A 17638-nucleotide genomic window follows, 5' to 3' on the forward strand; every position below is an offset into this window, starting at 1 on the left:
ATCTAGGGATTACCCGCGCGGTGAGGGCTGGCTCACTTTAATGTTCCAGCGCGCGCGCTGATGCGGCATTGCGGCAAGATTCAGACGCGTGCAATCCCTACCGTGAACTCGCCCTCGAGCGCGCCGCCGGCTTCTCCCGGCTGGCTGACGCGCAAGGTGCTGGGCCGGCTGCCGGCAATCGGATCCCGCGTGGTCGGCCGCGTCGGCACCCCGTGCGCGCGGTAGGCAGGGTGGCTGCCGAGCACCTCGCGGCTGAGCGCATCGTCGAAATACAGCTGGCTGGTCAGGACTTCCGACCGCGCCAGCAGCACCTTGTAATGGATATGGATGGCGCGCGAGGGATACCAGCCGGGATAGATCGTGGTGAACGTCGCCACGCCGTCCGCGCCCGTGGCCTGCACGCCGCGCAGGTAGCGCGCCTGGCGGTTGGTGGTGCTTTCGCCGCTGTAGCTGCCATCGGCGTCGCAGTGCCAGACGCTGACCAGCGCGCCCTGGACGGGCGCGCAGCCGCGCTGCGCCTCGACCACGCGCAGCCGCAGCCGCAGCGGCTGGCCGGGGCGGCCGTCGCGGATGTCGGCACGCATCAGCGCGTCGTCAAGGTAAAAGGGCCCTTCGGTCGCCTCGGGGGTGAGCAGGCAGGCTGCCGGCGCCTGCGCGCCTGCGGTGCCGGCGCCGGCGAGCGCGAGCAGGCCCGCTAGTTCTTGCAGGAAGTGGCGGCGCGCGGTGTCGGGACGGGCTGTCCCGACAAAGCCGGCGGCAGGGTGCACGTCCATGTGGGTCAGCCGGTTGGGTGATGAGCGGGACGCCTCAGCGTCCCATGGCTTTCAGCATCGAGTAGCCGTGGCTGGTGATGCGTGGTTCCTGCCGGCAACCGTGCAGGACTTCAAGCTGGACCAGTTGTTTTTCGACCAAGGCATTCAGGTCGGTGGGATCGATCTGGCGGGAATCGCTCGAATCGAGGGAGTCGGGGCCGTCGCTCAATAGTTGTCCATCGGGCGCGCTCGTCCCCGAAGGATGAAACGGCGGGGACCAAGAGGCACTTCCGGAGAGCGTTTCCTAGTAGCAATAGCGTAGCAAGTTCATGCGGGCTCAGCACGTTCATCTCCTTGGCTAGAGGGGGCGTTTGCTGGGAGTCTGCAGGGCGCACGCGGCGCCCGCGCGAAGAAGCGCGCCGTGGAAACCATGGCACTTGCGGTGGTGCGTGCTGCGTTGCGGCGAGAATGCTGCAGCGCGGTGCCCATTCACATGCCCGGTCTCAGGCGGCTAGTTTCTTTGACGGCACCGGTAGCGCACGGTTCCTTGCCTGGGCGCGCCGTTACAAGTTGCCTCGCGGTCACCGGTGTCAGAACCATTATCGGCCAGCGACGATGACAGTGTGATGGCCATGCCGGCGGCGTGGGCTTGACCTGCGGCGCGCGTGGCCAGTCATTCGCTTTGGCACTGGATCCCATTCAAAACCTTAACTTCCGGCGCGCGGTGCCGGCGTGACAGAATGCAGCGCCCAGGGCGCACCTGCCGCGCGGCCATGGCCTGATTTTTTTTCTCATCCGCATTCCGCACGGAGATCCTTGCATGCTGGCCGCGCGCCTGCTCCTCTGCCTTGCCTTTGTCATCGCCATGCTGACCCACGTTTCCTCCGCTGCCGGCGCTTCGCCGGCCACCGAACTCCATGCCGCCGCGGCCAGCGGGGACACCGCACGCGTGCGCGCGCTGCTTGCCAGCGGGGCCACCATCGACGCCCGCGATGCGCAGGGACGTACCGCGCTGCTGGTCGCCACGCATCACAACCAGGTGCAAGCGGCAAAGGCGCTGATCGAGGCCGGCGCTGACGTCAATGCCAAGGATGCGATCCAGGACAGTCCCTACCTCTACGCCGGCGCGCGCGGCCACAACGAGATCCTGCGCATGACGCTGGCCCATGGCGCGGACCTGCGCAGCACCAACCGCTACGGCGGCACCGCGCTGATCCCCGCCGCCGAGCGCGGGCATGTCGAGACCGTGCGCATGCTGATCGCGGCCGGCGTGGATGTCGACCATGTCAACCGGCTGAAATGGACGGCACTGCTCGAAGCCATCATCCTCGGCAACGGCGGCGCCGCGCATACGGAAATCGTGCGCCTGCTGGTGCAGGCGCGCGCCAACGTGAACCTCGCCGACGGCGAGGGCGTCAGTCCGCTGCAGCATGCGCGCCAGCGCGGCTATGCGCAGATCGAGCGCATTCTCAGCGCCGCGGGCGCGCGCTGAGGTGCCGGCCGCTACGAGGCATTCACGCGACGCGTTGTGGCCAGCTCAGGTGAATCGCCGCAACCTTGCCTCATATATACTGTCAGTGTGCATACAAAATGGTGAAGGCGATGTCTCCGAGAGCAAAGCGCAACGCAACAAGTGAAAGTGGCAGTACGGCAACTGCGGTGCCGGAAGCGGATCCGGCCAAGGAACTGCTCTGGGCACGTCCCGGGTTTCTAGTGCGGCGGCTTCACCAGATCCACGTGGCGATGTTCTTCGAGGAGTGCAAGGCGCCCAATATCACGCCGGTGCAGTACGCCATCCTGACTGTGTTGTCGGTGCTGCCGGGACTAGACCAGACTTCGCTTGGGCAGGAAGTGGGACTGGACCGGACCACGACGATGGATGTGGTGCGCCGGCTGGAGGACCGCGGCCTGGTCGAGCGCCGCGAGAACCCTGCGGACCGGCGCACGCGCCATGTCCACCTGACGCGCGAAGGCAAGAGCGTGGTCACCTCGCTGCGTGCCGACATGGCGCGCGCGCAGGAGCGCATGCTGGCGCCGCTGAAGCCGGCGCAGCGAGAGGTGTTCATGGAATTGCTGGCGACACTGGTGGAAGCCAACAACCAGTACAGCCGCACCGTGCTGCGGAGCATGTAGGCAACAATGGCGGGCGCAATGCCCGCCGCTTCATTGCGGTGTGGCTCAGACCGGATAGACCAGGTCGTTCGCAATGATTGTGGTGTCATACACCACCTGCCGCTCGCGCAGCAGCAGCCTGCCGCCCTGGCGGCGGAAACGATCGTGATAGGTCCCGGCGAGGTGGATCGTGGTGGGACCTTCGACCAGCGTCTGCAACAGCATGAAGTTGGCCTGCGCCACGATCTCGCCGTCGGCGGTTTCATCGCTGACCCGCGTGTTGGTCACCAGGTGCAGGTTGTAGCGCGGCGCGAACATCTGCGTATTGGCGATCGCCGCGGCGCGGTCGCGCATCATGCCGATGCCTTCGGCATACACTAGCCCGACGGGCAGGTTGCGTTCGGCGTTCTCGCGCGCGGTGATGCGGTAGAGTGCATCGTCTGTGAAGAAGCCCGGCCAGTGCTCGACCATGCCGGCGTCCAGTGCCGCGCAATAGTCGGCGTGGAAGGCATCGATTTCCAGCCGAAGTTCGATCGCGCGCGCGGTGCCGAGGGTGCTCTCGCGATAGAGGGAGTAGTTCATCGGTTTCATTTGCTTTTGGATTCCCCGTCGGGCCGCGTTCAGAACCCCATCACGCCGCGATAGTACTGGTACATCGCGCGGATGGCGGATTCGGAGATCAGGGAACTGGACGTGCCGATCTGCTGCGCGTCCAGCTTGAGCACGTTGAGGTCGCTGCTGGAGCGGCGCACGCCTTCCTGCACAAACTTCATCGCCTCGTTGTCCTCCAGCCCGAGGAAGCCGGCGGGGCCCATCAGGTTGCCCTGGCGCAGGCGATGCTGCGTCATTTCCTCGCTATCGTCTTCGTAGCCGAACATGGTCCACAGCATCAGCATGCTGTCGGGGCCATTGGGCACGATCTGGCGCACGCCCAGCGTGTTCATCTCGCGCTGCACGATCAGGTTCGGCCAGATCGTCTGCATCGTCACCGACCACGGCGAGTCGAACTCGCGCACGTACTCCAGGAAGCGTTCGTCCTCCAGGTGCATGCCTTCGTGGTACGAGCGCATCTCCTTCTTGTTCTCGTCGCTGACGGCCGCGTATTTGTCTTCCTTCTTGGCCGATGCCATGGTGCCGTGGCGGCCATGCACGGGGTCGGCGATCATCGCCGACTCGTTGCCCGCCACCAGCAGGCCGAACACCACCAGGAAGGAGTGCAGCAGCGTGGCGTGGTATGGGTCCTTCAGGTTCTCGTGGTACATCTTCCAGTTGCACGGCAGTTCGTTCTTGTAATAGCCGAGCACCTTGAGCGGCTTGCCATTGAAGACCACGTCGAAATCCTTCAGGATCTCCGGCGTCATGTAGTCTTCCAGGCTTTCCATGTCAGGCGCATATGAGGCAAAGATCACGCCGTTGCGCGCCGCCACGTGCAGCTTCACCAGCCCGTGGTCTTCGTTGCGGAAGTCCTTGGGCATGCCGCCGGCGCGGTTGACGCCGCGCTTGAACGGAACGCCCTGCAGGTTGCCCTTAAGGTCATAGGACCACTGGTGGTAAGGGCAGACGAATTCCTTGGCGTTGCCCTGGCTATGGCGGCAGAATTCGGCGCCCCGGTGCGCGCACCGGTTCTCGAACACGTTGATGGAGCCGTCCTCGGCGCGCGACACGACTACCGGAGTCGCGCCGACATACGAGCGTTTGAAGTCCCCGGCGTGCGGGATTTCTGCTTCGAGCGCAACATAGTTCCATGAGCGGCCACGAAAGATTTTCTGCAACTCCAGGTCATGGACGGCCTGGCTGGTGTAGACCCAGTCGGGGATGTAGTGCAGCCCATCCTCGGGCCAGCGGCATTCATCCAGTCCCGGGTTCTTCTTGCCCAGCGTGTGCTGGATCACCGCTTGTGTCTGGTACATGTGGGTCCTCTCAGAGTGTGATGGAACTGTCTGCTTCGGCCTGGCGTTCGCGGACGACCTGCCGCAGCGGCAGCGTGTCGTCGCACAGGCGTGCCAGATGCGCCGAGATGTCGTGCCCGACCAGTGAGCGCAACTGGCGCAGGTCGCCGCCGGCATTCACGGCAATGGCATGGCGCAGGCGGCCTTGGCAGGTGCCGAACAGCATGAACTTCGGGGTGGCGTCATGGTGGGCAGCGCAGCCGCGCCACGCATAGACGAGGTCCGGATGCGCGGCGCCGATCATCTGCAGGTTGCAGCCAAACTGGTCGGTCCAGAACCACGGCAGCGCCGCGGGCTCCGCATCCATGCCAAGCATGGATGCCGCCGCGATACGTGCCTGTTCGTTGGCGTTTTGCCACGACTCGAGCCGCATTTCGGTGCCGAACAGCGGCTGGTACTGGCTGCAGCAGTCGCCGGCGGCGTGGATCTCCGGCGCGTTGGTGCGGCACCGATCGTCGACCTGGATGCCGCCGTTCTGGGGATGAAGCGCCAGGCCGGCGCCGGCGGCGAGCGTCACTTCCGGGGCCAGGCCGATGGCGACCACCACCAGCGGTGCGCGCAACACGGCGCCGCCAGCCAGTTGCAGATGCACGCCATCGCCGCTTGTGCCGCAAACCTCGATGCCGCAACCGAGGTGCAAGGTCACGCCTTGCGCCCGCACCCGGTCTGCCAGCCAGGTGCAAACCTCCGGAGGCAGGGCGCGGCCCAGCAGGCGCTCCGCGCTCTCGATCAGCGTGACCTTCAGGCCCATGCCCGCAGCGGTCGATGCGGTCTCGAGGCCAAGGAAGCCGCCGCCGATCACCACAAGTTCGCCAGCGCGCTGCATGGCGTCGCGCAGACGCGCCGCATCGTCGAGCGAGCGCAGGTAGTGCACATGCGGCGTACCCGGCGGCAGCGCGGGCAGCACACGGGCATTGCCGCCGGTGGCGAGCAGGCAGGCGTCGTAGCCAATGGCGCTGCCGTCGGCCAGGTGCGCGACATGCTGCGCGGCATCCAGCGCTGTGACGCAGGCGCCCAGCCGCAGTTCGATGTCCTGGTCGGCGTAAAAGCTGGCGGGGTGCACGCCGATCTTGCCGTCCTGTTTGACGTCCGCCAGCACGGACTTGGACAGCGGCGGGCGCTCATACGGCGCGTGCCGTTCACCGCCTGCCATGACGATGCGGCCGGCGTAGCCAAGGCCGCGCAGCGCGGCGGCTGCCATGGCACCGGCCTGGCCGGCGCCGACAATCAGGATGGGCGTGTGCTGTGTCATGATCGGCTCCCTTACAGCTCGACCCACACCCGGCTGTCCTCGATCTTGACCGGATAGGTGCGGATATCGCCGGTGGCGGGCGCGCACATTGCCTTGCCGGTGCGGATGTCGAAGCGCGCCTGGTGCAGCGGGCATTCGATGCAGCCGTCTTCCAGGTAGCCGTCCGACAGCAGTGCGTACTGGTGCGTGCAGACGTTGTCGGTGACAAAGAACGCGTCATCGCTGCGATAGACGGCAAGCTGGCGATCGCCCAGCGTCAGCGGCATCACCTCGTCGTTCTGCAGCGTGTCCGCCGCATCGATGTGAATCCATGCCATGGTCATCTCCGTAAATCTAATTTGTCAGTATGCTGAATATATAAGATCAGTGTACTGATGTTTGTGGCGCGAAATATCGTGGTTAACCCTGATTGGTTCGGGCGGTGCCGGGCGTGGCGGCGGCACTGTGCTGCAGCGTGGGACGTGCCTGCCAGCGCGCCAGGATCTCCCCCATGATGCCGCGGCGGAACGTCAGCACGCAGACCACGAAGATCAGACCGGTCACCATGCTGACCGACTCGCCCAGCGTATCGAACCAGCCGATCCCGGTCATGGCAGCCAGCGCATTGCCCGCATCGCCCAGCTTGTTTTCCAGCGCGACAATGACCAGCGCGCCGACCAGCGGGCCGGACAGGGTGCCCATGCCGCCAACCAGCGTCATCAGGATCACGGAGCCCGACATCATCCAGTGGACGTCGGTCAGCGTGGCGAAGCCCAGCACCAGCGTCTTGAGCGCGCCCGCCAGCCCCGCCAGCGCCGACGACAGTACGAACGCCAGCAGCTTGAACCGGTCTGCGTCATAGCCCAGCGAGATCGCGCGCGGCTCGTTCTCCTTGATCGCCCGCAGGATCTGTCCGAAGGGCGAGTCGACGATGCGCATGATGCCGAGGAAGGCTGCGACCGTGACCGCCAGTACGACGTAGTACATGGTGCGGTCGGACGCCAGCGGCAGCACGCCGAACAGGTCGCCGCGCGGCACCGCCTGCATGCCGTCTTCGCCGCCCGTCACCGGTGCCTGCAGGCAGAAGAAGTAGAACATCTGAGCCAGCGCCAGCGTGATCATGGCGAAGTAGATGCCCTGGCGGCGGATCGCCAGCGCGCCGAACAGCAGCCCCAGCAGTGCACCCATGGCGGTGCCGGCCAGCAGCGCCAGTTCCGGCGTGAGCTGCAGCGACTTCATCGCATACCCGCAGGCATAGGCCGAGCCGCCGAAGAAGGCCGCATGGCCGAACGATACCAGCCCGGTATAGCCCAGCAGCAGATTGAAGGCGCAGGCAAACAGCGCGAAGCACAGCAGCTTCATCACCAGCACGGGGTAGGCGCCCAGCCAGGGCGCGAGCAGCAGCGCCGCCAGCAGCAGTCCGTACGCGAGCAGCGGCCGCGTTGCGTAAGTGGGGCTTGCCATCATTTCTCCTTTCCAAACAGGCCGGCCGGTCGCACCAGCAGGACGCAGACCATGGCGACGAAGACCACGGTCGCGGAGGCCTCGGGGTAGTAGACCTTGGTGATGCCTTCGAACACACCCAATCCCAACCCGGTAAAGATTGAGCCGAGGATCGAGCCCATGCCGCCGATCACCACCACCGCAAAGACCGTGATGATCAAGTTCTGCCCGATCAGGGGCGACACCTGCATCACGGGCGCGGCGAGCACGCCCGCGAGCGCCGCCAGGCCCACGCCGAAGGCATAAGTCAGCGTTACCAGCAGCGGCACGTTGACGCCGAAGGCCTCGACCATGCGCGGATTCTCGGTGCCGGCACGCAGGTATGCGCCCAGCCGGGTCTTCTCGATCATGAACCAGGTGGCGAAGCACACCGTCAGCGAAGCCAGCACCACCCAGGCACGGTAGTTGGGCAGCACCATGAAGCCCAGCTGGCTGACACCGGTCAGCGCTTCCGGGGTGGGGTAGGGCAGGCCGGAGACACCATAGACCGAACGCAGCAAGCCTTCGATCAGCAGGCAGATGCCGAGCGTCAGCAGGAGGCCATACAGGTGGTCGAAGCGGTACAGGTGGCGCAGCATGGTGCGCTCCAGCACTACGCCCAGCGCACCGGCCGCGAGCGGCGCCAGCAGCAGCATCAGCCAGTAGTTGATGCCGAGGTAGTTCAGGCCCATCCAGGCCAGCACCGCGCCCAGCATGAACAACGCGCCATGCGCGAAGTTGATGACGTTGAGCAGGCCGAAGATCACGGCCAGCCCCAGGCTCAGGATCGCGTAGAAGGATCCGTTGACCAGCCCCAGCAGCAGCTGGCTCAGCAAGGCGGGCAGGGGTACTCCAGACAATTCCATGACAAGGTCTCCTTACACGCCCAGCAAGGCGTTGAGCGCGGGCATCTTCCGTTCCAGCTCGTTGGCGGCGAAGGCCTCCACGATGCGGCCGTGCTCCATCACAAAGAAGCGGTCCGCCAGTGGCGCCGCGAAGCGGAAGTTTTGTTCCACCATGACGATGGTGTAGCCGCGCCGGCGCAGCGTGGCGATCATCTTCGCCAGCTTCTGCACGATCACCGGCGCGAGCCCTTCCGAGATCTCGTCTAGCAGCAGCACGCTGGCGCCGGTGCGCAGGATGCGCGCTACTGCCAGCATTTGCTGCTCGCCGCCCGACATGCGCGTGCCCTGGCTCTTGCGCCGCTCGTACAGGTTGGGGAACATCTCGTAGATCTCGGCAACGGACATCGGCTCGCGCAGGCCTGTCGCGCCCGTCGCTGCGGCGAAGGCAGGCGGCAGCATCAGGTTCTCTTCGCACGAAAGGCTGGCAAAGATGGCGCGCTCCTCCGGGCAATAGCCCAGCCCCAGCGGGGCGATGCGATGCGTCTTCATGCCGATGGTTTCCTGGCCGAATACGCGCACCGACCCCTTGCGCGTGCCGACCAGTCCCATGATGGCGCGCAGCGTGGTGGTGCGCCCGGCGCCGTTGCGGCCCAGCAGCGTCACCACTTCACCCGGCCGGACCGCCAGGTCGACGCCGTGCAGGATGTGCGATTCGCCGTACCAGGCCTGCAGGCCCCGCAATTCCAGGGCCGGGGTGGCGGTTGCGGTCATGCGGCCTCCTGCTGGTCTTCCGTCGTTCCCATATAGGCTTCCTTCACCTGCGGATTGCGCGAGATCTCGTCATACGTGCCTTCGGCCAGCACGGCGCCGCGCTGCAGCACCGTGATGCGATCGACAATCGACGACACCACGCTCATGTTGTGCTCCACCATCAGTACGGTGCGACCCGCCGACACGCGCTTGATCAGCGCCGTCACGGTCTCGACGTCCTCATGGCCCATGCCCTGCGTGGGCTCGTCCAGCAGCATCAGCTCGGGATCGGCGGCGAGCGTGGTGGCCAGCTCCAGGGCGCGCTTGCGGCCATAGGCCAGTTCGGCCGTGCCCAGATGCGCGAAGCCGGCCAGGCCCACCTCGTCCAGCAGGTACATGGCGCGCGCATCCAGCCGCGACAGCGACCGCCCGCCGCGCCAGAAGTGCCACGACGTGCCCAGGTTGCGTTGCAGCGCGATGCGCACGTTCTCGAGCACGGTCAGCTGCGGGAACACCGCCGAAATCTGGAACGAGCGGATCATGCCGAGGCGGGCGATCTGCGCCGGGCGCAGCGCGGTGATGTCGGTGCCGTTGAAATGGATGGCGCCGGATGACGGGGCGTGGAACTTGGTCAACAGGTTGAAGCAGGTGGTCTTGCCGGCGCCGTTGGGGCCGATCAGCGCATGGATCGAGCCCCGCCGCACCGACAGGGTGACATCGCTGACGGCGGTAAAGCCCTTGAACGACTTGGTCAGCGCCTGCGTGCGCAGGATCACGTCTTGCTCTGACATCGGCGCGCTCACTTCTTGACCAGCGGGCATTCGCTGGCGGAGAGGGGACGGAAGGCCTCGTCGCCGGGGATCGTGCCGATGTACTTGACCAGGTCCCACGGGCCTTTCGATTCCGCCGGCGTCTTGGCCTGGGCCAGGTACATGTCGTGCACCATGCGGCCATCAATCCGGACCTTGCCGTTGCGCACGAAGGCGTCGTTGACGGGGAGGGCGCGCATTTTGTCCGCCACCGCCGGGCCCTCGACGGTCTTGGCGGCTTCCACGGCCTTCAGGTAGTGCAGCACGCCGGAGTAGACGCCGATCTGCCCGTGCGTGGGATACGCCTTGTGGCGCTTGTAGTAGCGTTCGACAAACTCCTTCGACTTCGTGTCGAGGTCGAGCCTGAACGGGTCGACGTAGGTCAGGCCCTGCGCGGCGGGCAGCCCCAGGCTCTTGATATCGGTGATGAAGGTGGACGGCGTGATCACTGTCTGGCCTGCCTTGATCAGTCCAAACTCGCCGGCGGCCTTGACGCCGTTGATCATGTCGTTGCCGGCATTGGCCAGCACCACGACCTTGGCCTTGGACGCCGACGCCGCGACCACCGGGCTGCTGAAGTCGCTGGCATTGAGCGGATGGCGCGTGCTGCCCACGTTCTTGCCGCCGCCGGCATCCACGGCCTTGCGGAAGTCGGCTTCCAGCGACTGGCCAAAGGCGTAGTCCACGGTGATGTAGTACCAGCTGTTGCGGCCCTGGTCGATCAGGCGCCGGACCAGCGGATACGACACCGAATAGGTGTCCCAGGCCCAGTGGAATCCCGTTGGCGAGCAGTTCTGGTTGGTCAGCGCCATGGCGCCGCCGGTGGAGACGATATCGATCTTCTGCTTCTGGCGCGCAACTTCCTGCACCGCGAGCGCGGTCGACGAGTTGGGGAAGTCGACCACCATGTCGACGCCGTCGGTATCGAACCAGCGGCGCGCCAGCGACGAAGCGATATCGGCCTTGTTCTGGTGATCCGCGGACAGCACAGTGACGGGCTTGCCCAGCGCCTTGCCGCCGAACTCCTCGACGGCCATCTGGGCGGCGACGACCGAGCCCTTGCCGGACAGGTCGGCATAGGAGCCGGACATATCGGTGATGACGCCGATCTTCACGCCGCTGGCGTCAGCCAGGGCGGGCGTGGCCTGCGCCAGGCCGAGCAGGGCGGATGACGCGGCAAGGGTGCGGAGGATGCGAGAGATGGACATGGGGGCTCCAGGTTGTCTGCGCGAAGGAATGGAAATTGGCGATGGCTGCATTCGCCCGACGCGGGCGCCATCGCTGCGCTCGCGCGGGAAATAATTCAGTATGCTGAATATATGCCGATGAAAAGGGCGGATTTCTCCGCCCTGCAAGTGCGCCGGGTGGCAGTGCTCAGGTGGAAAGGTCGCGCCCGCGCGTCTCCGGCACGAACACCATGCCGATGACGAAGGCGAGGCCGGCGATGACCACCGGATACCACAGGCCAAAGTACACGTCGCCGCTGGACACGTTCATTGCCGTGACCACGAACGACAGCATGCCGCCAACCCAGCCCGCACCAAGGTGGAAGGGCAGCGACAGCGAGGTGTAGCGCACCCTCGCCGGGAACAGCTCGACCATGAAGGCGGCCATCGGGCCATAGACCATGGCCAGGAACAGGATCGGCACCAGCAGCAATATGAACACCATCGGCGTATTCATCCTGGCCGGATCGGCGCGCTCCGGCCAGCCGGCCTCGACCAGTGCGGCCTTGATGGCGGCGCGGTCGTAGCCCTGCAGCGTGCGCTCGCCGATCCGCACTTCCGCCTGGGCCGGGTCGCTGGCCGGCACGAAGGTGTAGCCCACGCCCAGGTCGGTCAGGTAGCCGCGGATCTTGTCGCAGGCCGACACCGGTTCGCCGAACAGGCGCGCCTTGCAGTCGCCGGCGGTCACCTGCACCGTGCCTTGCCGCTGGAACTGCTCCAGCGCCGGATTGGCGTAGTGGGTCAGCCCCTTGAACACCGGCTGGGTGCATAGCGCAGCCAGCAGGCACGCCGCCACCATGATGTACTTGCGGCCGATGCGATCCGACAGCCAGCCGAAGAACAGGTAGCACGGCGTCGCCACCACCAGTGCGACCGCGATCAGCTTGTGCACGGTCTCGATCGGCACGTGCAGCGTCTTGTTGAGGAAGAACATGCTGTAGAAGTGGCCGGTGCCGAAGATCGCGCCAAGCCCGGCGGCTACCACGAACAGCAGCAGCACAGACTTCAGGTTCACCCACTGGGTGAAGCTCTCGCGGATGGGGGACTTCGAGGTGGCGTTGCCCGCCTTCATGCGCGCAAACACCGGCGATTCATGCAGCTTGCCGCGGATATAGACCGAGATCACCAGCATCACCAGCGACACGATGAACGGGATGCGCCAGCCCCACGCGCGGAATTCCGCCTCGGTCAGGAAGGTTTTGAGCAGGTAGACCACGAACAGCGAGGACAGCAGACCCAGCGTGGCGGTGGTCTGCAGCGAGCTGGTGTAGAGGCCGCGCTTGCTTGCCGGCGAGTGCTCGGCGACGTACGTGACTGCGCCGCCCACTTCGCCGCCCAGCGCCAGGCCTTGCAGCAGGCGGAGCAAAACCAGCAGCACCGTGGCGGTGATGCCAATCTGCTCGTATGTCGGCAGCACGCCCACGCCAACGGTGGCCACGCCCATCAACAGGATGGTGACCAGGAAGGTGTACTTGCGGCCGATCCGGTCGCCCAGGCGCCCGAACATCAGCGCGCCCACCGGGCGGATCAGGAAGCCGGCGCCGAAGGTGGCCAGGCTGGCCAGGAAGGCGGCCGTTTCGTTGCCCGGCGGAAAGAACAGTGCGCCGAAGTACACAGCCAGCGCTGCATAGATGTAAAAGTCGTACCACTCCATCAGGGCGCCGAAGGATGAAGCAAGGATGACCTTGCGTTCTTCGGCAGTCATGCCAGGGGCTGGGGCGCGCGTTTCGGCGCGAGTCAGGCTGATCGTCATGGCGGGGGCTCCTCTTGGTCAGGCCGTTGTCTCTATTGTTTGCTTCCCGGTGGTGCTGGCGTCGGTGGCGCGGTCGTTCATGACCCGCCACTGTGCAACGCCGCATCCCGTCCGGTGCATCAGTCAGTATGCTGATGAGAAGCGCAGTAGGCTGAGCAAAATGCGGGCCAATGCCGGCGCCGCCTGGTGTCTTGCGAAGGCGCCGGAAAGCCCGATTTAAATAGCTATTTCATATTGTCAGTATACTGATCATCTGGAATCAGTGTACTGAGCGCCCCCGGCCATCGTTATAGGTGTTAACCCTCCGCGCGGTGTCTGGACTTTTGAAAATCCGCTGACTAGAATCCGAAACTAATCAGTGTACTGATCAATTGGCGAGACAAGGCGTTTACGCACGCGGGACAAAGCTCGTCACGCAGCGATTCCATCCATCAGGAGCCCCCACCAGCATGACCTACGTGAAGAAGATCGCCCTGGAAGAGCATTTCATGACCCCCGGCTTCCAGGCTTACTCAAGAGGGTTCACGCAGCATATCGATCCCGCGGTGTTCGCCGAGCTCGGTCGCCGCCTTGCCGATTTCGACGAAGAACGGCTTGCCGAGATGGACCGGTGCGGTATCGACATCACCGTGCTGTCGCAAACCGGTCCGGGCGTGCAGGGCGAGCCCGACGCCGGCCTGGCGCTGGTCCGGGCGCGCGAGAGCAATGACTTTCTGGCGGCGCAGATCGCCCGTCATCCGACGCGATATGCCGGCTTCGCCGCGCTGCCGATGCAGGATCCCGAGCAGGCGGCAGCCGAACTGGAGCGCGTCGTGCTGCAGCTCGGCTTCAAGGGCTCGCTGGTGAACGGCCATACGCATGGGCGCTACTACGACGATCCCGCATACGACGCGTTCTGGGAACGCATGCAGGCGCTGGACGTGCCGATGTACCTGCATCCGACTGACGCTTCCGTTTCGCCGCAGGTGCTCGCCGGCCATCCGGAACTGTCCGGGGCCGCGTGGGGATGGGGCGTGGAAACCGCCTCGCACGCGCTGCGGCTGTTGTTCAGCGGCGTGTTCGACCGCTTCCCCAAGCTGAAACTTATCCTCGGCCATATGGGCGAGGGCCTGCCGTACCAGCGCTGGCGTTTCGATAGCCGCTTCGCGGTCTATTCGCATGGCGTCAAGCTGGAGCGTGCGCCGTCGGAGTACATCGGCAGCAATATCGTCATCACTACCTCGGGCGTGTGTTCGCACGGCGCGCTGATGGGCGCCATTGCCGAACTGGGACCTGAGGCAGTGATGTTCTCGGTCGACTACCCCTATGAATCCACCGAAGTGGCCGCGCGGTTCATCGACGGCGCACCGCTCGACGACACCACGCGCGCGCTGGTCTGCCACGGCAACGCGCGACGCCTGCTCAAGCTCTGACCGCACCAACCGGGAACCCCCATGCAAAAAGTCTTTCGTATCGGCCAGATCGTCCCCAGCTCGAACACGACGATGGAAACCGAAATCCCCGCCATGCTGGCGGCGCGCCAGCAGATCCGCCCGGAACGCTTCACCTTCCATTCAAGCCGCATGCGGATGAAGAAGGTGGTCAAGGAAGAGCTGGCGGCAATGGACGCAGAGTCCGACCGCTGCGCGGTGGAACTGAGCGACGCCCGCGTCGACGTACTCGGCTATGCCTGCCTGGTTGCGATCATGGCGATGGGCCATGGCTACCACCGGCAATCCGAGCAGCGCCTGAAGGCACATACCACGGCGAACGGTGGCGACGCGCCCGTCATCACCAGTGCCGGCGCGCTGGTGGATGCGCTGAAGGTAATGGGTGCAAAGCGCATTGCAGTGGTCGCGCCTTATATGAAGCCGCTGACCGAACTGGTCGTGGACTATATCCGCAACGAGGGCTATGACGTCGTCGACTACCGCGCGCTTGAAATCCCCGACAACCTGGAAGTCGGCCGCCACGATCCCGCGCGCCTGCCCGGCATCGTCGCGCAGATGAATACGCGGGATGCCGACGTGATCGTGCTGTCTGCCTGCGTGCAGATGCCGTCGCTACCGGCCGTGGCCAAGGTCGAGGCAATGACCGGCAAGCCGGTGCTGACCGCCGCCATCGCCACCACGTACGCCATGCTGCGCGCGCTGGACCTGGAGCCGGTCGTGCCGGGCGCGGGTGCGCTGCTGTCCGGCGCCTACTGAGGAACGGCCATGAGCACCTTTCAGTACGGAGGCCAGGTCCACGCCAACGGTATCCGGCAGCATTACCTGCGCTACGGCGGCAATGCGGGCGAGCGCGCCGCGCGCGATGCCGTCGTTATCGTGCCGGGCATCACCAGCCCCGCGATCACGTGGGGTTTTGTCGGCGAGCACCTCGGCACGCGCTTCGACACCTACATCCTCGACGTGCGCGGCCGCGGGCTGTCATCGGCGGAGGCGGAGCTCGACTACGGCCTGGATGCGCAGGCGCGCGACGTAACGGCCTTTGCCGAGGCGCTGGGCCTGCCGCGCTACAGCGTGGTCGGCCATTCGATGGGCGCGCGGATCGGCCTGCGTGCCGCGGCGGGACAACCGAGCAGGCTGGCGCGGCTGGTGATGGTCGATCCGCCCGTCTCGGGGCCCGGCCGTCGCCCGTATCCGGCGCAACTCCCGTGGTACATCGATTCGATCCGGCTGGCCCGGGACGGCACCGACCTGGAAGGCATGCGCCGCTTCTGTCCGACCTGGACCGACGAGCAGTTGCGCCTGCGCGCCGAATGGCTGCACACCTGCAACGAAGGCGCGGTGGTGCGCAGCTTCGAGGATTTCCACCGTGATGACATCCATGCGGAGATGCCGCGGGTCAGGGTGCCCACGTTGCTGATCACCGCCGGCCGCGGCGACGTGGTGCGGCCCGAAGACGTCGCGGAGATACGCACGCTGCTGCCAGGCATGCTGGTCAGCCACGTGGCCAATGCGGGCCACATGATCCCGTGGGACGACGAAGCGGGCTTTTATGCGGCGCTGGGGAATTTCCTCGGCGCGCCGCTGGCGCAATCATCGATCAAGGAGCCGACATGCCGGTAAGTGACCACCAGATGATCGAGGCCTGGCGCAAGGTGCTGGGGCTGTCCCGGCTGGAGCCGGGGCAAACGGTCACCATCCTGACCAGTGCCGCCACCCACCCCCAGACGCTGTCCACCGCGCTCACCGCCACCCAGTCGATGGGCGCCATCGTCAACCGGCTTGACTTGCCGCCCGTCAACGGCGAGAAGGCACTGAGCCGCGATGCGCTAGCCTATCTCGGCACCACGCCGCTGACCGGCAACCCGGCGGCCATCGCCGCGCTGAAGGCGAGCGACCTGGTGCTGGACCTGATGACGTTGCTGTTTTCGCCCGAGCAGCACGAGATCCTGCAAGGCGGAACCAGAATCCTGCTGGCCGTCGAGCCGCCGGAGGTGCTGGTGCGCATGGTGCCGTGCGAGGCCGATCGCGAACGCGTGAAGGCCGCCTCACAGCGGCTGGCAAGCGCGAGGGAAATGCACGTCGTTTCGCCCGCGGGCACCGACTTGCGCTGCCCGCTGGGTGATTTTCCTGCCATCAGCGAGTACGGCTTTGTCGACGAGCCCGGGCGCTGGGACCACTGGCCCAGCGGCTTCGCGCTGACCTGGCCGAACGAAGGCGCCGCCCACGGCACCATCGTGCTGGACAAGGGCGACATCCTGCTGCCGCAGAAGACCTACGTCACCGAACCAATCCGCCTGACGGTGGAAGCGGGCTTTGCGACGCGCATCGAAGGCGGGCTGCATGCCGAACTGCTGAGCGAGTACATGGCGTCGTTCAACGACCCCGAAGCGTACGCCATCTCGCATATCGGCTGGGGGCTGCAGCCGCGCGCGCACTGGTCCACGCTGGGCCTGTATGACCGCGAGGCCACCATCGGCATGGATGCACGCGCGTTCGAGGGCAATTTCCTCTTCTCGCTCGGTCCGAACAACGAGGCCGGCGGCCATCGCACCACGGCCTGTCATATCGACATCCCGGTGCGCCGCTGCACCGTGCGCCTGGACGGCGTCGACGTGGTGACCGCTGGCAAGGTGATCGACGGTTTCCGTTACCCGGAGGACAAGTCGTGATGCACAAGGAAATCGGCGCGTACCAGCGGCAGGGTTTCGGCAATGCGCTGGAGCTGGCTGGGCCCTTCGGGCTGCTGATCGTGGACTTCGTCAACGGCTTTGCCGATCCGGCGGTCTTCGGCGGCGGCAATATCCGTGATGCCATCGCCAGCACCGTGCCGCTGCTCGCGGTGGCGCGGCGCGAAGGCTGGCCGGTCGCGCACAGCCGCATCGTGTATGCCGATGACGGCGCCGACCACAACGTGTTCTCGATGAAGGTGCCGAACATGCTGACGCTGAAGGAGCATGCCTTCAACAGTGCCATCGTGGAAGAGCTGGCGCCGCGTCCCGGCGAACTGGTGGTGCGCAAGACCGTGCCGTCGGCGTTCTTCGGCACGTCGCTGGCGGCGTGGCTGACGCAGCGTGGCGTGCGCACGCTGGTGGTGGCCGGCGCAGTCACCAGCGGCTGCGTGCGCGCCAGCGTGGTCGATGCGATGCAGTACGGCTTCCGCCCGCTGGTGCTGTCCGACTGCGTGGGCGACCGCGCACTGGGGCCGCATGAGGCCAACCTGTTCGACATGGCGCAGAAATACGCAACGGTCGCCACGCGGGCGGACGGGCTTGCCGCCATCGGCGTGCGGGGATAGGCGC

Annotated in this window: 19 protein-coding genes; 7 read left to right on the top strand and 12 right to left on the bottom strand. The window is 65.8% G+C overall.

Annotation, left to right across the window (positions count from 1 at the left end; all coding sequences use genetic code 11):
• Nucleotides 1–80: 80 nt before the first annotated feature.
• On the bottom strand, nucleotides 81–773 hold the full coding sequence (locus VSR71_RS14955; protein WP_342914640.1) for an intradiol ring-cleavage dioxygenase: 693 nt from the start codon (nucleotides 771–773) through the stop codon (nucleotides 81–83).
• A 34-nt stretch (nucleotides 774–807) separates the two neighbouring features.
• Entirely contained in the window at nucleotides 808–981 is a 174-nt protein-coding gene (locus tag VSR71_RS14960) for a hypothetical protein (protein ID WP_342914641.1), read from the bottom strand.
• A gap of 591 nt (nucleotides 982–1572) precedes the next feature.
• On the opposite strand from VSR71_RS14960, the gene VSR71_RS14965 reads away from it, so the two are divergent.
• Both VSR71_RS14965 and VSR71_RS14970 read left to right on the top strand, forming a co-directional pair.
• Nucleotides 1573–2244, top strand: a complete 672-nt coding sequence (locus VSR71_RS14965; protein ID WP_342914642.1) for an ankyrin repeat domain-containing protein — start codon at nucleotides 1573–1575, stop codon at nucleotides 2242–2244.
• Between the two features lie 110 nt (nucleotides 2245–2354).
• Complete coding sequence (locus VSR71_RS14970) at nucleotides 2355–2885, top strand: MarR family winged helix-turn-helix transcriptional regulator (RefSeq protein ID WP_063241938.1); 531 nt, start codon at nucleotides 2355–2357, stop codon at nucleotides 2883–2885.
• Nucleotides 2886–2930: 45 nt separating this feature from the next.
• Here VSR71_RS14970 and VSR71_RS14975 read toward each other — a convergent pair whose 3' ends face one another.
• From VSR71_RS14975 to VSR71_RS15020, 10 genes are all read right to left on the bottom strand, one after another.
• A complete protein-coding gene (locus VSR71_RS14975; protein WP_342914643.1) occupies nucleotides 2931–3446 on the bottom strand; it encodes an aromatic-ring-hydroxylating dioxygenase subunit beta in 516 nt (171 codons plus the stop codon).
• Between the two features lie 38 nt (nucleotides 3447–3484).
• Nucleotides 3485–4774, bottom strand: a complete 1290-nt coding sequence (locus VSR71_RS14980) for an aromatic ring-hydroxylating dioxygenase subunit alpha (RefSeq protein ID WP_342914644.1) — start codon at nucleotides 4772–4774, stop codon at nucleotides 3485–3487.
• 10 nt (nucleotides 4775–4784) lie between these two features.
• Nucleotides 4785–6065, bottom strand: coding sequence for an NAD(P)/FAD-dependent oxidoreductase (locus tag VSR71_RS14985; RefSeq protein ID WP_342914645.1), 1281 nt, complete (start codon nucleotides 6063–6065; stop codon nucleotides 4785–4787).
• A gap of 11 nt (nucleotides 6066–6076) precedes the next feature.
• On the bottom strand, nucleotides 6077–6382 hold the full coding sequence (locus VSR71_RS14990) for a non-heme iron oxygenase ferredoxin subunit (RefSeq protein ID WP_115682929.1): 306 nt from the start codon (nucleotides 6380–6382) through the stop codon (nucleotides 6077–6079).
• An 82-nt stretch (nucleotides 6383–6464) separates the two neighbouring features.
• On the bottom strand, nucleotides 6465–7508 hold the full coding sequence (locus tag VSR71_RS14995; RefSeq protein ID WP_342914646.1) for a branched-chain amino acid ABC transporter permease: 1044 nt from the start codon (nucleotides 7506–7508) through the stop codon (nucleotides 6465–6467).
• Nucleotides 7508–8392 (bottom strand): branched-chain amino acid ABC transporter permease, encoded by an 885-nt coding sequence (locus VSR71_RS15000; RefSeq protein ID WP_342914647.1) that lies wholly within the window; start codon nucleotides 8390–8392, stop codon nucleotides 7508–7510. The genes VSR71_RS14995 and VSR71_RS15000 overlap by 1 nt, the downstream gene beginning before the upstream one ends.
• 12 nt (nucleotides 8393–8404) lie before the next feature.
• Nucleotides 8405–9142, bottom strand: a complete 738-nt coding sequence (locus tag VSR71_RS15005) for an ABC transporter ATP-binding protein (protein WP_342914648.1) — start codon at nucleotides 9140–9142, stop codon at nucleotides 8405–8407.
• Nucleotides 9139–9912: an ABC transporter ATP-binding protein gene (locus VSR71_RS15010; protein ID WP_342914649.1), complete on the bottom strand. Its 774-nt coding sequence runs from the start codon at nucleotides 9910–9912 to the stop codon at nucleotides 9139–9141. Before VSR71_RS15010 ends, VSR71_RS15005 begins: the two co-directional genes overlap by 4 nt.
• 8 nt (nucleotides 9913–9920) lie before the next feature.
• Entirely contained in the window at nucleotides 9921–11138 is a 1218-nt protein-coding gene (locus VSR71_RS15015; protein WP_342914650.1) for an ABC transporter substrate-binding protein, read from the bottom strand.
• A gap of 166 nt (nucleotides 11139–11304) precedes the next feature.
• Nucleotides 11305–12909 (bottom strand): MFS transporter, encoded by a 1605-nt coding sequence (locus VSR71_RS15020; RefSeq protein WP_342914651.1) that lies wholly within the window; start codon nucleotides 12907–12909, stop codon nucleotides 11305–11307.
• Between the two features lie 449 nt (nucleotides 12910–13358).
• Here VSR71_RS15020 and VSR71_RS15025 point away from each other — a divergent pair, with 449 nt between their 5' ends.
• Genes VSR71_RS15025 through VSR71_RS15045 form a run of 5 tightly spaced genes read left to right on the top strand, consistent with a single transcriptional unit; the run spans nucleotide 13359 to nucleotide 17634 of the window.
• On the top strand, nucleotides 13359–14321 hold the full coding sequence (locus VSR71_RS15025; protein ID WP_342914652.1) for an amidohydrolase family protein: 963 nt from the start codon (nucleotides 13359–13361) through the stop codon (nucleotides 14319–14321).
• Nucleotides 14322–14342: 21 nt separating this feature from the next.
• Entirely contained in the window at nucleotides 14343–15095 is a 753-nt protein-coding gene (locus VSR71_RS15030; RefSeq protein ID WP_342914653.1) for an Asp/Glu racemase, read from the top strand.
• A 9-nt stretch (nucleotides 15096–15104) separates the two neighbouring features.
• On the top strand, nucleotides 15105–15959 hold the full coding sequence (locus VSR71_RS15035) for an alpha/beta hydrolase (RefSeq protein ID WP_342914654.1): 855 nt from the start codon (nucleotides 15105–15107) through the stop codon (nucleotides 15957–15959).
• Nucleotides 15950–17008 carry a 2,5-dihydroxypyridine 5,6-dioxygenase gene (locus VSR71_RS15040; protein WP_342914655.1) on the top strand — a complete coding sequence of 353 codons (1059 nt, stop codon included), beginning with the start codon at nucleotides 15950–15952 and terminating at the stop codon, nucleotides 17006–17008. The genes VSR71_RS15035 and VSR71_RS15040 overlap by 10 nt, the downstream gene beginning before the upstream one ends.
• Nucleotides 17008–17634 carry an N-carbamoylsarcosine amidohydrolase gene (locus tag VSR71_RS15045; protein WP_342914656.1) on the top strand — a complete coding sequence of 209 codons (627 nt, stop codon included), beginning with the start codon at nucleotides 17008–17010 and terminating at the stop codon, nucleotides 17632–17634. The genes VSR71_RS15040 and VSR71_RS15045 overlap by 1 nt, the downstream gene beginning before the upstream one ends.
• Nucleotides 17635–17638 lie beyond the last annotated feature (4 nt).

The organism is Cupriavidus oxalaticus, from assembly GCF_038900635.1.
In the GTDB taxonomy this organism is placed as follows: Bacteria; Pseudomonadota; Gammaproteobacteria; order Burkholderiales; family Burkholderiaceae; genus Cupriavidus; species Cupriavidus oxalaticus_B.

What these genes read in the sequence shown, in the direction of transcription:
- VSR71_RS14970 (WP_063241938.1), top strand. Translation starts at nt 2,355, where the DNA reads ATGTCTCCGAGAGCAAAGCGCAACGCAACAAGTGAAAGTGGCAGTACG.
- VSR71_RS14975 (WP_342914643.1), bottom strand. Translation starts at nt 3,446, where the DNA reads ATGAACTACTCCCTCTATCGCGAGAGCACCCTCGGCACCGCGCGCGCG.
- VSR71_RS15015 (WP_342914650.1), bottom strand. Translation starts at nt 11,138, where the DNA reads ATGTCCATCTCTCGCATCCTCCGCACCCTTGCCGCGTCATCCGCCCTG.
- VSR71_RS15010 (WP_342914649.1), bottom strand. Translation starts at nt 9,912, where the DNA reads ATGTCAGAGCAAGACGTGATCCTGCGCACGCAGGCGCTGACCAAGTCG.
- VSR71_RS15030 (WP_342914653.1), top strand. Translation starts at nt 14,343, where the DNA reads ATGCAAAAAGTCTTTCGTATCGGCCAGATCGTCCCCAGCTCGAACACG.
- VSR71_RS15045 (WP_342914656.1), top strand. Translation starts at nt 17,008, where the DNA reads ATGCACAAGGAAATCGGCGCGTACCAGCGGCAGGGTTTCGGCAATGCG.
- VSR71_RS15025 (WP_342914652.1), top strand. Translation starts at nt 13,359, where the DNA reads ATGACCTACGTGAAGAAGATCGCCCTGGAAGAGCATTTCATGACCCCC.
- VSR71_RS15020 (WP_342914651.1), bottom strand. Translation starts at nt 12,909, where the DNA reads ATGACGATCAGCCTGACTCGCGCCGAAACGCGCGCCCCAGCCCCTGGC.
- VSR71_RS15000 (WP_342914647.1), bottom strand. Translation starts at nt 8,392, where the DNA reads ATGGAATTGTCTGGAGTACCCCTGCCCGCCTTGCTGAGCCAGCTGCTG.
- VSR71_RS14985 (WP_342914645.1), bottom strand. Translation starts at nt 6,065, where the DNA reads ATGACACAGCACACGCCCATCCTGATTGTCGGCGCCGGCCAGGCCGGT.
- VSR71_RS14955 (WP_342914640.1), bottom strand. Translation starts at nt 773, where the DNA reads ATGGACGTGCACCCTGCCGCCGGCTTTGTCGGGACAGCCCGTCCCGAC.
- VSR71_RS14965 (WP_342914642.1), top strand. Translation starts at nt 1,573, where the DNA reads ATGCTGGCCGCGCGCCTGCTCCTCTGCCTTGCCTTTGTCATCGCCATG.
- VSR71_RS15040 (WP_342914655.1), top strand. Translation starts at nt 15,950, where the DNA reads ATGCCGGTAAGTGACCACCAGATGATCGAGGCCTGGCGCAAGGTGCTG.
- VSR71_RS15005 (WP_342914648.1), bottom strand. Translation starts at nt 9,142, where the DNA reads ATGACCGCAACCGCCACCCCGGCCCTGGAATTGCGGGGCCTGCAGGCC.
- VSR71_RS15035 (WP_342914654.1), top strand. Translation starts at nt 15,105, where the DNA reads ATGAGCACCTTTCAGTACGGAGGCCAGGTCCACGCCAACGGTATCCGG.
- VSR71_RS14995 (WP_342914646.1), bottom strand. Translation starts at nt 7,508, where the DNA reads ATGGCAAGCCCCACTTACGCAACGCGGCCGCTGCTCGCGTACGGACTG.
- VSR71_RS14980 (WP_342914644.1), bottom strand. Translation starts at nt 4,774, where the DNA reads ATGTACCAGACACAAGCGGTGATCCAGCACACGCTGGGCAAGAAGAAC.
- VSR71_RS14990 (WP_115682929.1), bottom strand. Translation starts at nt 6,382, where the DNA reads ATGGCATGGATTCACATCGATGCGGCGGACACGCTGCAGAACGACGAG.